Origin of the sequence: Dyella sp. 2RAB6 (genome assembly GCF_052115385.1) — a bacterium.
Lineage (GTDB): Bacteria > Pseudomonadota > Gammaproteobacteria > Xanthomonadales > Rhodanobacteraceae > Dyella_D.
In genome coordinates, this window is record NZ_JBFRGP010000007.1 from 225,567 (window position 1) to 244,265 (window position 18,699).

Consider the following 18,699-nt stretch of genomic DNA (forward strand, 5'->3'; position numbering starts at 1 on the left):
CAATGGGATGCAGGGCGAAAATCGGCCAGACGCCAGCGTAGGTCGGGGCGAGCCGCAGGCGAACCCCAACGATGCGTATCCGGACGTCTGGACGTCCATTGGGGTTCGCCTGCGGCTCACCCCAACCTACGCCTCAGGCGACGACGACGGGAATCTTGCCGATCCGCGCCTGCCATTCCTTCGGGCCGGTCTGGTGCACCGAGGTGCCAGCCGAGTCGACGGCCACGGTCACCGGCATGTCCTTCACCTCGAACTCGTAGATCGCTTCCATGCCGAGGTCGGCGAAGCCCACCACGCGCGAGGACTTGATCGCCTTCGACACCAGGTACGCGGCGCCACCTACGGCCATCAGGTACACCGACTGGTGCTGCTTGATCGCCTCAATCGCCGCCGGGCCGCGCTCGGCCTTGCCGACCATGCCGAGCAGGCCGGTCTGCGCCAGCACCTGCTCAGTGAACTTGTCCATGCGCGTGGCGGTGGTGGGGCCGGCGGGGCCGACCACTTCGTCGCGCACCGGATCGACCGGGCCGACGTAATAGATGAAGCGGCCACGGAAATCGACCGGCAGCGGCTCGCCCTTGTTGAGCATGTCGACCATGCGCTTGTGCGCGGCATCGCGGCCGGTGAGCAGCTTGCCGTTGAGCAGCAGCACTTCGCCGGGCTTCCAGTTGGCCACGTCCTCGCGGGTGACCGTGTCGAGGTCGACGCGGCGGCCCTTCGAGGAGTCGTAGGTGAGCTTGGGCCAATGCTCCAGCGACGGCGCCTCGAGCATCACCGGGCCGGAACCGTCCAGGGTGAAGTGCGCGTGGCGGGTGGCGGCGCAGTTCGGGATCATCGCCACCGGCAGGTTGGCCGCGTGGGTCGGGTAGTCCTTGATCTTGATGTCGAGCACCGTGGTCAGGCCGCCCAGGCCCTGCGCGCCGATGCCCAGCGCATTGACCTTCTCGTACAGCTCCAGGCGCAATTCCTCGATGCGGTTCTGCGGGCCGCGCGCGATCAGCTCCTGGATGTCGATGTGCTCCATCAGCGATTCCTTCGCCAGCAGCATCGCCTTCTCGGCGGTGCCGCCGATGCCGATGCCGAGCATGCCGGGCGGGCACCAGCCGGCACCCATGGTCGGCACGGTCTTGAGCACCCAGTCGACGATGGAGTCGGACGGATTGAGCATGGCGAACTTCGACTTCGCTTCCGAACCGCCGCCCTTCGCCGCCACGATCACCTCGACGGTGTCGCCCGGCACGATCGAGACGTTGATCACCGCCGGCGTGTTGTCCTTGGTGTTGAGGCGCTTGCCGGCCGGATCGGCCAGCACGCTGGCGCGCAGCTTGTTGTCCGGATGGTTGTAGGCGCGGCGCACGCCCTCGTTGACCATGTCGTCCAGCGACAGCGTGGCGTCCCAGCGCACGCTCATGCCCACTTTGAGGAAGACAGTGACGATGCCGGTGTCCTGGCACAGCGGGCGATGGCCCTCGGCCGCCATGCGCGAGTTGATCAGGATCTGCGCCATCGCATCGCGCGCCGCCGGCGATTCCTCGCGCTCGTAGGCCTGGGCGAGGCTGGTGATGTAGTCGACCGGGTGGTAGTAGCTGATGTACTGCAGGGCGTCGGCGACGGACTGGATCAGATCGTCTTGCTTGATGGTGGTCATGGCGGCTGCTTGGAATGCGGGAGGGGGAACCTTGCCGCGATGCGTTTTTCGCGGCGCACAACCCGTCTATTGTGCCGCAAGCGGGCGGAAGCGCCCAAACCGCTGACTGGAAAGCGGTTTCACGCCTGATGAGCGATGGAGAAAACCCCTGTTGCGGTGCTTGCCCCAGCTCACATTGCGGCACCGACTGACCGGCGCCGTGGCGCCCGCCGACGCAACGAACGTTGCTCCGACGGAGGTTCGACGGCCGCAAGGCATATGCATCGAAATAATCGTCATATCGCGACGATGCGCAATTTTTTGCGTGTTGAAAACTCAGGTAAATCAATTTGATGTAACTGCGCAAGCCGATAGGCCCGCGCCACAGCCATTTGATTCGCAAGATATTTCGTCACGAGTCCACTTTGCGAGCGCCAGCCATCGCGCTAGTTTTGCCGCACCGATACCTCGGCGTTCAGGGGAGCCACGTATCGGCGGGGAAGTTCTTCGCATTGACCAAAGCAGCGCTTAGCCGGCCCGGCCGCGGAGCGCGGCGTCGGCATGTGCCGCCCGCCGTCCGTTCGCATCCGCGCTTCCGGGTCCATCCACGGAGGAATGCACATGCTCGCCCAGCTTCACCGCAAGACCCTCGCCGCGTCCCTGACGCTCCTGTTCGCCACCGTTTCCACTGCCACCTTTGCCGCCGGCACCAAGCCAGCCGCCGATCTGGGCGCCGCCAATGCTGACCAGAAGGTCAACGTCACCCTGGTGCTGAAACTGCACAATCAGGAGCAGCTGGAACAGTACGTCCAACAGAGCGTGACGCCAGGCCATCCGAACTTCCGCCGCTTCCTGACCACCGCGCAGTTCGCCGACAAGTACGGCGCGACGGACCAGGAGATCAAGCGGGTACAGGACTTCCTCCGCCAGAACGGGCTTACCGGCACGCTGCTGCCCAATCGCATGGCGATCCGTACCACCGGCACCGTCAGCCAGTTCGCCACGGCCTTCCAGGCGCCGATCCACAACTATGTGCCGAAGGAAGGCGGCGACGTGTTCCATCGTCCCGCCAAGGCGCTGACCCTGCCGGCTTCCATCGCCGACACCGTGCTGGTCGCCTCGGGCCTCAGCAACGAGCACAGGCTGCTGTCGCATCGCATCACCACGCCCGATAGCGTCAAGCAGGCCACGCAGCAGTTCGCCGCGAAGGCCGAGGCCAAGGTCGCCGCGGCGCCCGCCAAGACCGCCAGCAGCAACCCCACCGCGACCGGCGTGCCGGGCGAGTACACCGTGGGCGACGCCGCCAACTTCTACAACATCAATCCGCTGTATGCGCGCGGCATCACCGGCAGGGGCACCACGATCGCCATCGTCACGCTGTCGGACTTCTATCCGTCCGACGCGCAGGCCTACTGGGACGGCATCGGCCTGACCACCAAGGCCAACCGCATCGTCAAGGTCGCCGTCGACGGCGGCGCCTCGTTCGATGGCGGCAGCGGCGAGACCTCGCTGGACGTGGAGCAGTCCGGCGGCCTGGCACCCGAGGCGGACATCCTGGTGTACCACGCGCCCAATGCCGGCAACAGCTTCACCAATGCCGCGCTGCAGGCCGTGTCCGACAACGTCGCCGACACCATCTCCACCAGCTGGGGTTCGCCGGAAATCTTCAACTTCGCCGCGCTCAACGTCGACGGCGCCAAGAACACCGACACCACCGACGTGGGCGACCTGCAGATCTGGCATCAGATCCTGCTGGAAGCCGCCGTGCAGGGGCAGTCGTTCTTCGCCGCGACCGGCGATTCCGGCGCCTACGACACGGTGCGCGGCCTCGGCGTCGGCACCACCCCGGGTACCTTCAACGCACCGCTGACGGTGGACACACCGGCATCCGATCCGTTGATGACCGCCGCGGGCGGCACCACCACGCCCTTCAGCTACAAGTTCCGCACCGGCCCGGTGCAGTCGATCACCAAGGAACAGGTGTGGGGCTGGGATTACATCCAGAACTACTTCGACCAGTACGTCGGCAAGGGCGTGATCGACCTGTTCTCGGTCGGCGGCGGCGGCGGCGTGAGCGTGTACTGGAAGCGGCCGTTCTACCAGCTGTTCACCCAGGGTATCCGCACCAGCGCGAAGAACCAGACGCTGACCTTCAACGACACCACCGGTCCGCAGGTGCTGCTGCAACTGCCGGGCAACTTCCATGGCCGCAACCTGCCGGACATCTCGCTCAATGCGGATCCGGAGACCGGCTACATCGTGATCTCCACCGTCGATGGCGGCGCCACCTCGGGCAACGGCGGCACCAGCTTCGTGGCACCGCAGCTCAACGGCATCAGCGCGCTGCTGACGCAGAGCTCGCACCACCGCGTGGGCTTCTGGAATCCGCAGGTGTATGCGCTGCAGAACATCTTCGGCTACGGCAACTGGACCAGCTTCAACGACATCCGCCAGGGCGACAACTGGTTCTACCAGGGCAAGGGCGGCTACGAGCCGGGTTCGGGCATCGGTACGCTGAACGTCGCGAACTTCGATCTGTTCCTGCGCGCGTTCTGAAACGTCTTTACAGCTACAGGACTTTGGCCGGCCCCGCGAGGGGCCGGTTCTTATAAAAAGAAATGGCTGCCCGAGGCAGCCATTTCTTCATTGCGTACAACATCCGGCACTTCGACTTAAAAGCGATATTCAGCCGAAACACCATAAAGGTCCGTACCGAACGAACTGTCGTTGCGCATTTTGCTACGGTAATAATCGTAGTTAAAACTCATGCCGAAATGCTGGTTGAAATCGTAACCAACACCTACGCCGGCGTAATACTGGTTGCTGGTGTGCTGAAGCGAAGCCACTCGCAGGCCCAGCCCCGACGACGGGCTGCTCATCCTTGCGACGTAATCGGAATTGGCGCGGAACAAGCCGCCGCGCCCCGAGAAGAACCAGTCGTCGTCGACGCGATACTTGATGTTGCCGCCGAGCACCACGCCCTTGGTCGTCTGCCGCGCCTTGCCCGAAAGCGTCTCGACTACGACGGGACCCATTTTCGGGCCCACTTCGGTAATGGTGCCTACCACGTCGGCCTTGAGCTTGCCCAGGTTCACATAACCGGTTTCGATACCAAGCGCGATATTGTCGAGATTCCACGCATAGCCGAAGCGCAGGCCCGCACCCCAGCTGTTCTTTTCGTTGTGCCCGTCGCGGAACACCTTGTTCCGGGACAGCTGCTGCGTCTGGCTGCCCACTTCACCATTGACGAAAAATTGGCCGTCGTCGGCAGCCAGGGCCGCGCCGGACGCCGCCACCATTGCCGCCGCGACAGCGGCCTTGGAAATCCAGTGTTTCATTTGATACCTGCTGATTCGTGAAGAGGAAATGCGCCGGCCCGACTCCCGTTGCCACCTGCCCTAGCTCGACGCACGTTCTGCCGATAGATGAAGATTTGTCGGGCTCGGCATAGTAGGAAGCGGAATAAAGCGGGTAACCCAGATTAATCTGGGCCGATCAATCGCCTCGCCCTTGCCCGCTCCCCCATTACCCGCCATGCTCGCCGCCAGTTTTATCCACAGGGCGGCCCCTCCATGAGCGATACCCCGGCATCCGGTTACGTGCGGCGACTGAGTTCGTGGGATGCCGCCATGATCGTGGTGGGCGGGATCATCGGCGGCGGGATCTTCTTGAATCCCGGCATCGCCGCGCAGCGCACGGAGTCCGGGCTGGCCTTGTTGCTGGTGTGGGTCGGCGCCGGCGTGCTCACGCTGATCGGCGCGCTGTGCTACGCGGAGCTGGGCGCGCGGCGGCCGCATGCCGGCGGCAGTTACGTCTACCTGCGCGAGGCGTTCGGCTCGCTGGCGGGTTTCCTGTTCGGCTGGACCATGCTGCTGGTGATCTATTCCGGCTCGGCGGCGGCGGTGGCGACGATCTTCGCCAGCTACGCCTCCGGCGTGTTCGGCCTGCCGCCCGGCACGGTCAAGCCGCTGGCCGCGGGCGCCCTGGTCTTCGTCGCCGGCATCAACCTGTTCGGCCTGAAGCTGGGCGCGCAGGTGCAGAACCTGTTCACGCTGTTGAAGCTGCTGGCGGTGGCGGTGCTGGTGGTGTGCGGCTTGTTCCTGGCCGGCGCCAATGGTGCGGGCGTGCTGGCTGCCGATCCGGCGCGCGGCAACGTGGGCTTTATCGGTGCGGCCTTGCCGGTGCTGTTCGCGTATTCGGGTTTTACTTATCTCAATAATCTTGCCGGTGAAGTGCGCGAGCCGCAGCGGACGCTGCCGCGGTCCTTGTTCATGGGCATGCTGCTGGTGATCGCGGTGTACGCGCTGGTCAACGTGGCGTATCTCGCCGTGCTGGGCCACGCCGGCCTCGCTGCCAGCACCACGCCGGCGGCCGACGTAATGAATCGCGTGTTCGGGCCGATCGGCGCCAAGCTGATCGCGATCGGTATCGCCATCTCAACGCTGGGCTTCTGCAACATCACCCTGGTGGCCGGCGCGCGCGTGCTGCAGGTGATGGGCGAGGATGGCCTGTTCTTCCGCAGCGTGGCCAAGCTGCACCCGCAGCACCGCACGCCGAACGTGGCCCTGCTGCTGCTCTCCGGCTGGGCCGTGCTGCTGGCACTGTCGGGCAGCTACGGCCAATTGCTCGACTACGCCACCTTCGGCGACTGGCTGGCCTGCGCGCTGGGCGTGGCCACCCTGTTCTGGTATCGCCGTACCCAGGGCGCGGAGGCCAGCTTCCGTGTGCCGGGCTATCCGCTGCTGCCGCTGATCTTCGTCGGCGTGGTGGGCTGGGTGGTGATCGAGACCATGCGCAGCAATCCGGTCAACGCGGGCATCGGCGTGCTGATCATGCTCGCCGGCATCCCGGTCTATTACATCTGGCGCCGGCTGTTTCCGCTCGCTGCCAGCGCCGACTGAGTTCGCCTTTCCTCCCCTCCGCGGCCGCTCAGCATGAACGCGGCCGCCGGTCCGCGCCCCGCGCAGTGCCCAAGCCGCCCCCCGCGATGCCACAATGCACCGGATCGGCAAGGAGAGTTTCACGATGGCGCAGGCGCAGGCCCTGGCAAGCAATCCGACCAGCAGCATCACTCCCGAGAAGGTGCGCGAAGGCATCGCCGTGGAGATCAACGGCCGCCCGTTCCGCCATACCGGCGATCCGGACATGCCGCTGCTGTGGTACCTGCGCGACGTGCTGCGCCTCACCGGCACCAAGTACGCCGGCGATCACGGCCTGGGCGGCGCGGACCTGGTGCTGGTCAACAACAAGCCGGTGTCGGCCGCGGGCGTGCCCATGCATGAGCTGGCCGACAAGAAGATCACCACCGTGGAAGGGCTCGCGGCCACCGACGGCAAGCTGCATCCGCTGCAGCAGGCCTTCGTCGACGAGGACGCGATCGGCTGCGGCTACTGCACGCCGGGCTGGCTGATCGCTTCGCTGGACCTGCTCAACCGCCATCCGCAGCCGACCGACGACCAGATCGACCAGCTGCCCAACCTGTGCCGCTGCGGCTGCCAGACCCGCGTGCGCCGCGCGATCAAGCGCGCCTCGGCGGCGATGGCCGGAGGCCGCGCATGAGCCGCCGCCTCGACACGCCCGGCAAGAACACTCCGGCCCTGCCCCAGCGCCGCCGCTTCCTGCAGGTGCTGGCCGGTACCGCCGGCGCGCTGATCGTCGGCGTGCGCTACGCCGAGGCCGGCGATGCGCCGGTGCCGCCGGCCATGCTCGGCGACGCGCTGTACGGCCTGGGCGCCTATGTGCGCATCGATGCCGACGGCAACGTGCTGATCGGCGCGCGCGATCCGGAGACCGGCACCGGCGTGGCCACCGCACTGCCGCGCATCGTCGCCGACGAACTCGATGCGGACTGGTCGCGCGTGAGCGTGGTGCCGCTGGGGCTGGGCGTGGAGAACGGCAACGGCGAGCCGCGCTGGAGCTACGGCCACCAGCTCGGCGGCACCGGCAGTTCGATATCCGCCGCCTGGACCGACCTGCGCCAGGCCGGCGCGCTGGCCCGCTGGCTGCTGATGCAGGCCGCCGCGCGCCGCCTCGGCGTGCCGGCCGACCGCCTGCGCACGCAGGGCGGCGCGGTGATCGCGCCGGACGGCCGCCGCTTCGACTACGGCTCGCTGGCCGAGGCCGCCTCCAAGGTGGCCCCGCCGACCGCGCCGGTGGCGGTGAAGACGCCCGACCGCTACACCCTGATCGGCCAGCCGGCCGGCGACGTCGACGCGCGCGCCATCGTCACCGGCCAGACCCAGTTCGCCATCGACAGCTACTTCGGCGACGCGCTGGTGGCCGTGCTGGTGCATTGCCCGTGGATCGACGGCACGCTGGTCAACAAGGACTTCCACGAGGCCGAGGCGGTCAAGGGCGTGCTCAAGATAGTCGAGCTCAAGCCCGAGCCCGGCCTGCTGCCCGGCGAGACGCCGCTGGCGCCGTCGGTGGCGGTGCTCGCCGAGGACACCTGGTCGGCGCTGCAGGCGCGCGCCAAGCTCAAGCTCGAGTGGAAGCCCGGCCCCAGCGGCAGCGAATCCAGCGCCGCACTGGAGCAGCAGGCGACCGAGCTGGTCAGCGCCAAGACGCCTTCCGCCAAGGAGCTGGCGGCCAACCCCGCCAGCCAGCCGATCGCCCCCACCACCCGCGTGCGCAACGACGGCGACGTCGACGGCATGGCGAAGAAAGCCGCGCGCCGCGTCGACGCCACCTATGTGCAGCCCTGGCTGGCCCACGCCACCGCCGAGCCGATGAACTGCCTGGCGCGGGTGGACAAGGACCGCGCCGTGCTGGTCACGCCGACCCAGGCGCCGCAGCGCGCATGGTCGGTAGTGCAGCGGCTGACCGGTTTCAAGCCGGACCAGATCGAGATCCGCGTGCCGCGCGTCGGCGGCGGCTATGGCCGGCGCCTGGACCACGACTTCGTGGCCGAGGCGGTGATGCTGGCCAAGCTGGCCGACCGTCCGGTGCGCCTGCTGTGGACGCGCGAGGAAGACCTCGCCCACGACTATTACCGCTCCGCCAGCGTGCACAAGCTCAGCGCCACGCTGGACCGCAAGCGCCAGGTCGTCACCTGGGACCAGCGCATGGCCAGCGCCTCCGCGCTCGCCCGGCGCGGCACGCAGGAGCAGCGGCTGTGGACCTCCGAGGTCGACGTCAACCAGCTGCCCGCCGGCCTGGTGCCCAACTACCGCAGCGACTGGTACGCGCTGCAGTCGACCCTGCCGCGCGGCCCGCATCGCGGCATGCCGCACGTGAGCAATGCGTTCGCGGTGGAAAGCTTCGTCGACGAGATCGCCAACGCGCTGAAGGAAGACCCGCTCGACACCCGCCTGCGCCTGCTGGGCGACGCGCGCCAGCTGCCGCTGCAGGGCGGCGGCTCGTTCGATACCGGCCGCCTGATCAATGTGCTGAAGCTGGTGGCCGACCGCATCGAGTGGAAGAACTGGCTGCGCACGGTGAATGGGCTGGGCATCGCCTGCTGGCATATGGACGGCGCCTATGTGGCGCATGCGGTGGAGACTTCGCTGCAAGGCCAGAAGCTCAATATCGAGCGGGTGGTATGCGCGGTGGACGTGGGCCGCGTGATCAATCCGCTGGGGCTGGAAGGCCAGATCGCCGGCGCCACGCTGGATGCGCTGTCCGCCGCGCTCAACCTCGCCGTCACCTTCAAGGACGGCCAGCCGCAGCAGCGCAGCTACAAGGACTATCCGCTGGCCAGCATGGCCCAGCTGCCCGATGCGGTGGACGTGATCATCGTGCCGGGCGACCGCGATCCGGCCGGCGCCAGCCTGCTGGCCATGCCCACCGCGGCACCGGCGCTGGCCAATGCGGTGTTCCGGGTGAGCGCGGTGCGCGTGCGCAGATTGCCGCTGATGAAGGAACTGCTGCGCCTGCTGTAAGCGCATGACGTAGGTTGGGGTGAGCACAGCGAACCCCAACGATGTGTTGTGCTTGGCGGTGGCGACGTTGGGGTTCGCTGCGCTCACCCCAACCTACGGCGGCCGCCATCAAAGCTTGCGCCTGGCTGACATCGTGCAAATGTGCGCTGCGCAGGTTTTCACGCGCAGCGTGCGTCGCTTAGTCTCACTCCCTGGGGGGATTCACTACACCGGGGAGGGTGGGATGCATTACTCGCGCAAGACGCTGCTGTGCTCGGCTATCGCGCTGGCCATGGCCGGCTTCGCCGCAACCGCGGCGGCACAGGACAACACCAAGAGCGCCGACACGGCGCAGAACCCGACCGCGCAAGCGCCGGCCGATCAGAAGAAAGCCACCAATCTCGAAGGCGTGACCGTGCTCGGTTCACGCCGCATCGGCGGTTCGGAGACGGAAACGCCGGTCCCGGTCGACGTCATTCCGATGCAGAAGCTGGCCGAACAGAGCCCGCAATTCGATCTCGCGCAGAACCTGCAATACACCGTGCCCTCGTTCACCTCGGTCCGCCAGACCGGCTCCGACAACGCCGACCTGGTCGATTCGGCCGCGCTGCGCGGGCTGGGCTCCGACCAGACCCTGGTGCTGGAGAACGGCAAGCGTCGCCACAGCGTGGCGCTGGTGAACCTGTTCGGCGCACGCAACCGCGGCAATACCGGCACCGACCTCAATGCGATTCCCGCGCTGGCGATCGAACGCGTGGAAGTACTGCGCGACGGCGCCGCCGCGCAGTACGGTTCGGACGCCATCGCCGGCGTGATGAATATCGTGCTGAAGAAAAGCCCCGGCTGCGAAAGCGTCGCCGGCTTCGGCGAATACACCCGCGGCGACGGCAAGAACTACCTCACCTCGGCCTACTGCGGCTTCCGCTTCGACAACGGCGGCAGCGTGGGCATCACCGGCGAGTGGCAGAAGCGCGGGCGTTCCAATCGTTCCGACCCGGGCGATCCGCGCACCATCGGCGACACCAAGGTCGACAACGAGACGCTGTACGTCAACGGCGAAGTGCCGGTGGCCGAATCGGCGCACCTGTACTTCACCGGCGGCGTGCAGAACCGCTCGGCATCGTCGGCGGCGTTCGCGCGCGGCGGCATCGGCTCCGACGACATCCCTTCGCGCAACTCGGCGGCGATGTATCCGGATGGCTTCGTGCCGTACATCAACGGCTCGATCAAGGACCGCTACGCCATCCTCGGCGTGTGGGACAACTTCGGCGACTGGCGCGCCGATCTGTCGCAGACCTACGGCTACAACGCGCTGCAGGACATCATCAGCCATACACTCAACGCCTCCATCGCCAATGCCGACGTGCTGGCCGGCGGCGCGGGCCTGAGCCCAAACCGCTTCCATGCGGGTGGCTTCTCGTTCGAGCAGGAGACCACGAACCTGGATCTGTCGCGCTACTACGGCGACATCCTCAGCGGCCTCAACGTCGCCTTCGGCGCGGAATACCGCCGCGAGAACTACCGCATCACGCCCGGCGAACGCGGCTCGTACGTCGATGCCGACGGCCCCGGCGGCGGCAATGCCGGCAGCCAGGGCTTCCCCGGCTTCCAGCCCGGCGACGCCACCAACCAGAGCCGCCACAGCTACGCCGCCTACGCCGACGTGGAAACCGACTGGACGCAGCGCTTCCTCACCGACGCCGCCGTCCGCTACGAGCACTACAGCGACTTCGGCTCCACCACCACCGGCAAGCTGGCCGGCGCCTACCACGCCACCGACAAGCTGCTGCTGCGCGGTTCGGTCTCCACCGGTTTCCGCGCGCCTTCGCTGCAGCAGCGCTGGTTCTCTTCGACCTTCACCGACTTCGTCAGCGGCCAGCCGGTGGACGTGGTGCTGGCGCCGAACGGCGGCGCGATCGCCAATGCCGCGGGCATTCCGCCGCTGAAGGAAGAGAAGTCCAAGAGCTATACGCTGGGCGCGACCTGGTCGCCGGGCAACGATCTGCAATTCACCCTGGACGGCTACCGCATCGATATCGACGACCGCGTCGTGCTGAGCGGGCGCTTCGACACCACCGATCCGAATATCGGCGGCATCCTGCAGCAGATGGGGGTGGGCCAGGCGCAGTTCTTCGTCAACTCGGTGGATACCAGCACCAAGGGCCTGGACTTCACCGCCAGCCACCGCATGGACCTGGGCGGCGGCACGCTGCGCACCAACTTCGGTTTCAACCGCTCGTTCACCCGCGTCAAGAAGATCCATGCACCGCCGGCGCTGGCCGGCCGCGAGGACGTGCTGCTGTCCGATCGCGAGCGTCTGTTCCTGGAGGACGGTGCGCCGAGTTCGAAGGGGATTCTCGGCTTCGACTATGCGCTGGGTTCGTGGGAGGCGAGCTGGAAGTTCATCTACTTCGGCCCGATGACGCTGGGCACTTTCAGCGGACCGCCGGTGCCGAACCAGCATTACGCGGACAAGACTTCGGCGGATGTCGCGATCACCTACCACTTCAACGATCAGATCAAGTTGACCGTGGGTGGCTCGAATATCTTCGACAAGTTCCCGAGCAAGCAGGATCCGAACGAGACGGACAACGGCTTCAAATATGAGGCGGTGCAGTTCGGCTTGAACGGTGCGTCGTGGTTTGCGCGCGTGGCGATCAACTTCAAGTAACGCCAGCAACGCAACGCCGGCGTAGGTTGGGGTGAGCCGCAGGCGAACCCCAACAAGGCGATGCGCTCGGAGGTGGCCATGTTGGGGTTCGCCTGCGGCTCACCCCAACCTACGCCGGAGATGTGGATCAGTGGAACTGATCGCTCGCCGGTACCCATGACGAGGTCGATGCCTTCGCCGGCGCGACGCGTCCCGCCGGCAGGCGATCATCCACGCAGCCCGGCGGCAACGGCCCGCCGCTCACCTTCGCCGTCGCACACTGCGCGCTGTTGTCCAGCGTGATCGGTGCAGCCACCGCCGCGGTAGCCGCTGGCGCCGGCGGCACCAGTGGATTGGCCGGCGCCAGCGCCATCCGTTCGTACACCTTGTCGTCGACCGGCTTCGGCGGCGGGTCGCCGTTGCCGCAACCGAACAGGCCCACCGGGAACAGCGGCATCACCACGCATTCCACGCGCACGCCGCGCGGCAGGTGGAAGGTGTGGCGCACGGTGGTCTTCTCCACCGCGTGGCGCAGGGCGGTGTCGATCGAGCTTTCGCCTTCCGGCGTCCAGTCCCGCTCGAAGCGAGTGGACTTGTAGCCGATGTTCGGCGCGCGGTGCTCCATGATTTCGGTATTGCCGCGCGGCTGCAGCTGGATGTAGTTGCCGGCCAGGCCCTGCTGGCCTTCGCCCTTGCCCTGCTGTCCATTGCCTTGCCCATTGCCCTGGCCCGGCGGCAGCGACAGGTTCAGGCCGCTCTTGCCGGGGCCACCGGGCGAGGCGGCCACGCCATTGGGCGAGGCGCCGGGCGTGCCGCTTTCGCTGCCTTGCGGCGTGGCGTTCGGTGCGCTGCTCTTGCCGGTTTCGGTGCTGGCTGTTGCGCCGGTCGGCGCGCTGGCCTTGGGGCCGGCGGTGGCGCTGGCAGCCTGGTTCGGGGCGGGCGCCGCCTGTTCGTTGGACGAGGTCGACGCTTCGGCGGACGACGGCGTGGGCTGGATCTGCGGACGTTCCAGCGCGGGCTTGTTGTCGATCGCCACCGACTGCGGCGCGACCGTCTGCACCGGTGGCGCCTGCGGGCGGTCGAGACTGGGGCGGGCGTTCTCCGGCAGCGGCACCGCCTCGAGTTCGGCCTCGGCGACGCGGATCGACGGCGCCTGGATGCGCTGCTGCTCGCGCGGCACCACGGCGGCGGTGCTGGACTGCGCCTGCAGGTTCACCGTCGGCGCGGCTTGCGCGGGCAGCGGCACGGCCTGCAGTTCCGGTTCGGTGGGTGCGGCGACGGTTTCGGCGCGGATCGCCTGCGGTGGACTCGGCAGCGTGGGCTTGGGCACTGCGTGTTCCATCGCGATGGTCGGCGCGCTCACCTGCGGAGCGGACTGCGCCGGTACATCCGGCAGTGCCAGCGAGGCCGGCGGCGGCATCGGCGCGCTGCCCTCGGCCTGCGCCTTGCGTACCGGTTCGGGCTGGAATTTCGGCGGCACCGGCTGCGGCGCAGGCGGTGTTTCGAGCGTGACCTGCGGCGGCTCGACGCTGGTCGGCACCGGCTGCAGTTCGGGCGCGGGTGCCGGCTTGGGCAAAGTCACTGCGGGACGCGGCGCGGCGACCGGCTCGGGCTTGGGCGCGCTCGGGCGGGCCTTGACCACGATCACGGGCGTCTCCACCGCCGGCACCGGCACGGGGGCGAGATCGGCTTCGACGCGGGTGGAACTGCTGCTCTCGCGCCGCGTGCGCGCCACCGCCGGCGCGCCACCGGCCTTGCGCACCGGACCGACTTCCTTCGGCGGCGTGCCGCGCACCGGCGGCGGGGGCGGCGGTTCGTCTTTCTTCTTCTCGATCAGGCGAACCTGCAGCGGGGCGCTGTGCTCCTGCGCCGGCTCGACCAGCTCGTAGGCCGGGCCGAGGATGGCGCCGAACAGCGCGATCAGATGCACCAGCAGGGTGCCGACCAGGCCCAGCACGCGCAGCAGCCGGTCGCGCGGACGCTCCTTGCGGCGATTGCGATAGACCGCCGCGAGCGCGGCCGCCTCGCGCGGCGACGGCAGCGCGACGGTGGCGCGCGCGAGTCTTGCGCTCGAGGGGTCCTGCTTCGAGAGGTCCAGCTTCGAGGGGTCAGGGGGAAGCGACGACATGGCGCGCAGTGTAGCGGGCGGGCCTGCCGTTCCGTTGTGTCAGCCGCCGTCCTGGGGCTTTGGCGCCTTGGCTGGATGCATGCGCAGTTCGGCATCCACCGCGCGGTTCGGGGTATCCACCGGACAGCCGTACGGCAGCGGCTTGCCGTCGCGATAGATCTGGATGCATTCCTCTTCGCTGGGTGGCGTCGGCGGGTTCGGCGGCGGTGCCAGCGACCGGGCCGGCGCCATGCTCAGGCGCATATCGCCGTCCTTGGCCGAAGGCGGCGCGGGCGGATCGCCGCCGCAGCCGCCACCCAGCGCGGCCAGCGCCACCGCGCAGTGGATGCGCAGGCCGGGCGCCAGGGTGACGGTCTTCTTCACCGTGGTCGCGTCGACCACGCGCTTGAGCGCGCTGTCCAGCGCACTGCCCTTGTCCCAGTCCTTATCGAAGCGCGTGGCCTGGTATTTCACCGGGTTGTCGTGCCGCATCACCTGGCTGTCGCCGACCACGCCGCGCTCGACGTAGCTGGCGGTGGACGCCGCCGCCGGCTGCGCATTCGGCAGCAGGGGCCGGCCATCCGCGCCGAACAGGTGCGTCGCCGGCACGGCAACGCTGGTGGCCGGCGCCGGTGCCGGCGTGGGCAAGCTGACCGTCATCGCGTTCTTCGCCGACGGCTCGCGCACCGGCGGCACGCGCGGGGCGGGCGGCGGAGGCGGCACCGCCTCGACCGGCGGCGGCGCAGCGCGCGGTGCGCCGCGGGGGATAAAGCGCACCTGAAGGGCGTCGCCGGGGCGCGGCGGCGGCAACGGCTCGCCCGGCCGGGGCTGCATTTCCCACCAGATGATGCCGATGAACAGCAGATGCAACACCAGGGCCAGCGCCATGCCGGCCCAGAACCGCCGCCGGTCGCGCGGCTGGCGGCGCCAGCGCAGCTCGTGCAGCAGGGCGCGGGTCGGACCGTCCAGCGGGGCCAGGCCACGCTCGCGCCCGTCTGGCGCGTTCCAGCGGTGATGTTCGACCTGCGGTGCGTGTTCGATGGCGGTGACCTTGAAACGGGCGAAAGCGCGGATGGTCCGCGTGCAACCCATCCAAGACAAATCCCATCGGTCGTGGTTCCCCGCGCTGCAGCTTGACCCCGCCGCGCCCCGGCTCAAGTCTATGCAGACGGCGCCCCGCGCCGTACCCCGCCATGACCGCCCCCGCGTCCCCGACGCCCGGACTCGCCATGACGCCCCGCCATCGTCAGCCGCTGCGCGCGGCGTCGTGCGGCGCCGACTGTCGACGACCGCAGGACCCGCGCCTCCGGCTTCAGCAGAGGAGGGTCGCATCGTGTCGTACAACACGGAAACCATCCGCAATATCGCGCTCGCCGGCCATGCCGGCACCGGCAAGACCACCTTGTTCGAAGCCCTGCTGCACGCCGGCGGCGCCATCCAGAGCCAGGGCTCGGTGGAACGCGGCAGCACCCAATCGGACACCGACAGCCAGGAAAAGACCCGCGGCCATTCCATCGACAGCTGCCTCGCCGCCATCGATCTCCCGCGCTGCCACATCAACCTGATCGACACCGCCGGCTACGCGGATTTCCGCGGCGCGGCGCTATCGGCCTTCGCCGCGGTGGAGACCGTCGGCATCGTGGTCAATGCCGCCAACGGCATCGAATACGGCACCCGCCGCATGATGGAGCGCGCCAGGGAACGCAAGCTCGCCCGTGTGCTGCTGATCAACAAGATCGACACCGACGTGGCGCGGCTGGAAACCCTGGTCGAAGCCCTGCGCGAAGAGTTCGGCGCCGAATGCCTGCCGGTCAACTTGCCGGCCGAAGGCGGCGCGAAGGTGCTGGACTGTTTTTTCCATAGCGACGGCGCCACCGATTTTTCCTCGCTGGCCGAAGCCCACCAGCGCATCCTCGACCAGGTGGTGGAAATCAACGAGTCGGTGATGGGCTCCTACCTCGATGCCGGCGAAGAAGCGCTCACGCCGCAGCAGTTGCACGACGCCTTCGAGCAATGCCTGCGCGAAGGCCATCTGGTGCCGATCTGCTTCGTCAGCGCCCGCACCGGCGCTGGCGTGGCCGAATTCCTGGAACTGGCCGAGCGCCTGCTGCCGAATCCATCCGAAGGCAATCCGCCTCCTTTCCTCAATTTGAAAGACGAAACCATCGACGTCAGCGCCGATCCTGCGAAGCACGTGGTCGCCGACGTGTTCAAGATCATCAACGATCCGTTTGTCGGCAAGCTGGGCGTGTTCCGCGTATGGCAAGGCACGATCCGCCGCGACACCCAGTTGTTCATCGACGATGGACGCAAGCCGTTCAAGGTCGGCCACCTGTTCCGCCTCACCGGCAAGCAGCATGTGGAGATCGAGCAGGCCATCCCCGGCGATATCGCCGCGGTGGCGAAAGTGGAGGAAATCCATTTCGACGCAGTGCTGCACGACTCACACGACGAGGACCGCATCCATCTGGCGCCGCTGCGCTTTCCGCTGCCGATGTTCGGCCTGGCCCTGGAGCCCAAGCACAAAGGCCAGGAGCAGAAACTCTCGCAGGCACTGGGCCGGCTGTCCGAGGAAGACCCCTGCTTCCGCGTGGAGCATCACAAGGAACTCAACGAGACCGTGGTGCGCGGCTTGTCCGACCTGCACCTGAAGGTGATGCTCGACCGCATGAAGGAACGCTACGGCGTGGAGGTAGTGACCCATCCGCCGCGCGTGGCCTATCGCGAAACCATCGCCAGCCGCGCCGATGGCCACTATCGCCACAAGAAGCAGACCGGCGGCGCGGGCCAGTTCGGCGAGGTATTCCTGCGCGTGGAACCGCTGGATCGCGGCGCCGGTTTCCAGTTCGTCGACGCGGTGAAGGGCGGCGTGATCCCCAACCAATACCTGCCGGCGATCGAAAAAGGCGTGCGCCAGGCGATGGAGAACGGCGCGGTGGCGGGCTACCCGATGCAGGACCTGCGCGTGACCGTTTACGACGGCAAATACCACCCGGTGGATTCCAAGGAAGTGGCCTTCGTCTCCGCCGGCAAGAAGGCCTTTCTCGATGCGGTGGGCAAGGCGCGGCCGATCGTGCTGGAGCCGATCGTGGACGTGGAAGTAGCCATTCCCGAAGCCAATGTAGGCGACGTGACCGGCGGCCTCGCCGGCAAGCGCGCGCGCATCCTCGGCACCGACGCGCAGCGCGGCGGCGAGCTGGTCATCAAAGCGCAGGCCCCACTGGCGGAGCTGATCGACTACCCGTCCGAATTGAAGGCGGTGACCGGCGGCCGCGGCCGCTACAGCCTGGACCTGAGCCACTACGAGCCGGTGCCCCCGCCGGTACAGAAGCAGCTCAGCGAGGCGTGGAAGCCTCACGTGGAGGACGACTGACGCAACCTTCACATCCGCTGAGCGCGCGGCAGCCGGCGCTTGAGCCGCAGCCGCGGCGGCGCCATCTGTCATGGATGAAACCCGCATGGCGCCCTGCAATGACAGGGCGCAGGAGAACAGCATGAGCCGTGCCTTCGTGAAGGACGCCGACGACGCTGGCGACGCGTTGCCGGACATCCCGCTGAGCGAACATCCCAACTACGTCACCCCGCGCGGACTCGTGCAATTGCGCGAGCGCCTCGATGCTGCGCAGGTGCGACGCGACGCATTGAAAGCCGTTGAGCCGACCTTGTCGCAGCAGAGCGAGCTGGCCGCGGTCGAGCGCGAGTTGCGTTGGCTGAAAGCGCGCGCGGCCAGTGCAATCGAAATCGACCTGGCGCAGCAGCCGCGCGACCGGGTGGCGTTCGGCGCCGGAGTGACGGTGGATTCGGCGCAGGAAGGCAAGCATGCGTATCGCATCGTCGGCGAGGACGAGGCGGATGTGGAGCATGGCCTGGTGAGTTATGTGTCGCCGTTGGCGCGAGCGTTGATTGGGGCGCGCGTCGGCGAGGAGGTGACGTGGCAGCGACCGGCGGGGGATTTGAAGGTGGAGATCGTTGCGATCGATTATGGCGACGATACGTAATGAGGCAGCGCTCGGCGTAGAAGCCATCTCTCCTGCGAGGAGCGCACAGAGATGCGTGCGGTTCTGAGAAACGAGGAAAGTGGCGGCAGCCGGATGATGGGGCTCTCTGGCCACATCGCTTCAACGGAGCGAAGAAAAGCGCTTGAGCTTGAGTGACCATCAGCTCACCACTCCGCCCGACCCCTCACCCCAACCCTCTCCCCAGCGGGGAGAGGGAGTCCGTGCGCTCTCGCGAAGAGCCACGAGCAAGCGGCGCAGCCGCTGCGTTCCGCTTGTGCGCTTTTGATCTTGCTCATCGCTTTTGATCTTCCGGGTCCCCTTGGCGCCGGCGGTGAGGGCTGGACGAAAAGGCCCCCGCAGGGGGGCGGGGACAGGACGTCCCCGCCTTTTTGATCAGGGCATGGATGCCCTGTCAAAAAGCCCGGCCAGCCCTCACGGACCCGCAGGTGGCGTAGCCA

General features: G+C 67.7%; 11 protein-coding genes. 7 read left to right on the forward strand and 4 right to left on the reverse strand.

The window, feature by feature from the left end:
* Positions 1-133: 133 nt before the first annotated feature.
* Positions 134-1,648 carry a fumarate hydratase gene (locus AB4083_RS13315; protein WP_441608382.1) on the reverse strand — a complete coding sequence of 505 codons (1,515 nt, stop codon included), beginning with the start codon at positions 1,646-1,648 and terminating at the stop codon, positions 134-136.
* A 600-nt stretch (positions 1,649-2,248) separates the two neighbouring features.
* Here AB4083_RS13315 and AB4083_RS13320 point away from each other — a divergent pair.
* Positions 2,249-4,183, forward strand: coding sequence for a S53 family peptidase (locus AB4083_RS13320; RefSeq protein WP_441608384.1), 1,935 nt, complete (start codon positions 2,249-2,251; stop codon positions 4,181-4,183).
* 116 nt (positions 4,184-4,299) lie between these two features.
* Here the strand turns inward: AB4083_RS13320 and AB4083_RS13325 are convergent, their stop codons facing one another.
* A complete protein-coding gene (locus AB4083_RS13325) occupies positions 4,300-4,965 on the reverse strand; it encodes an outer membrane protein (protein WP_441608386.1) in 666 nt (221 codons plus the stop codon).
* A 234-nt stretch (positions 4,966-5,199) separates the two neighbouring features.
* Here AB4083_RS13325 and AB4083_RS13330 point away from each other — a divergent pair, with 234 nt between their 5' ends.
* The 4 genes from AB4083_RS13330 (at position 5,200) to AB4083_RS13345 (ending at position 12,157) form a co-directional block, all read left to right on the forward strand.
* Entirely contained in the window at positions 5,200-6,528 is a 1,329-nt protein-coding gene (locus AB4083_RS13330) for an APC family permease (RefSeq protein ID WP_441608387.1), read from the forward strand.
* Positions 6,529-6,652: 124 nt separating this feature from the next.
* A complete protein-coding gene (locus tag AB4083_RS13335; RefSeq protein WP_441608389.1) occupies positions 6,653-7,186 on the forward strand; it encodes a (2Fe-2S)-binding protein in 534 nt (177 codons plus the stop codon).
* Positions 7,183-9,507: a molybdopterin cofactor-binding domain-containing protein gene (locus AB4083_RS13340; protein ID WP_441608391.1), complete on the forward strand. Its 2,325-nt coding sequence runs from the start codon at positions 7,183-7,185 to the stop codon at positions 9,505-9,507. Before AB4083_RS13335 ends, AB4083_RS13340 begins: the two co-directional genes overlap by 4 nt.
* Positions 9,508-9,730: 223 nt before the next feature.
* The gene (locus AB4083_RS13345) at positions 9,731-12,157 is read left to right on the forward strand and encodes a TonB-dependent receptor plug domain-containing protein (protein WP_441608392.1); all 2,427 of its coding nucleotides are present in this window, start codon (positions 9,731-9,733) and stop codon (positions 12,155-12,157) included.
* A 127-nt stretch (positions 12,158-12,284) separates the two neighbouring features.
* Here the strand turns inward: AB4083_RS13345 and AB4083_RS13350 are convergent, their stop codons facing one another.
* Positions 12,285-14,264, reverse strand: a complete 1,980-nt coding sequence (locus AB4083_RS13350) for a hypothetical protein (protein ID WP_441608394.1) — start codon at positions 14,262-14,264, stop codon at positions 12,285-12,287.
* A gap of 39 nt (positions 14,265-14,303) precedes the next feature.
* Complete coding sequence (locus tag AB4083_RS13355; protein WP_441608396.1) at positions 14,304-15,335, reverse strand: hypothetical protein; 1,032 nt, start codon at positions 15,333-15,335, stop codon at positions 14,304-14,306.
* A gap of 241 nt (positions 15,336-15,576) precedes the next feature.
* Here AB4083_RS13355 and fusA point away from each other — a divergent pair, with 241 nt between their 5' ends.
* Positions 15,577-17,616 carry an elongation factor G gene (gene fusA, locus AB4083_RS13360; protein ID WP_441608397.1) on the forward strand — a complete coding sequence of 680 codons (2,040 nt, stop codon included), beginning with the start codon at positions 15,577-15,579 and terminating at the stop codon, positions 17,614-17,616.
* Between the two features lie 70 nt (positions 17,617-17,686).
* Positions 17,687-18,241: a GreA/GreB family elongation factor gene (locus AB4083_RS13365; protein WP_441608399.1), complete on the forward strand. Its 555-nt coding sequence runs from the start codon at positions 17,687-17,689 to the stop codon at positions 18,239-18,241.
* The last annotated feature ends 458 nt before the right edge of the window (positions 18,242-18,699 follow it).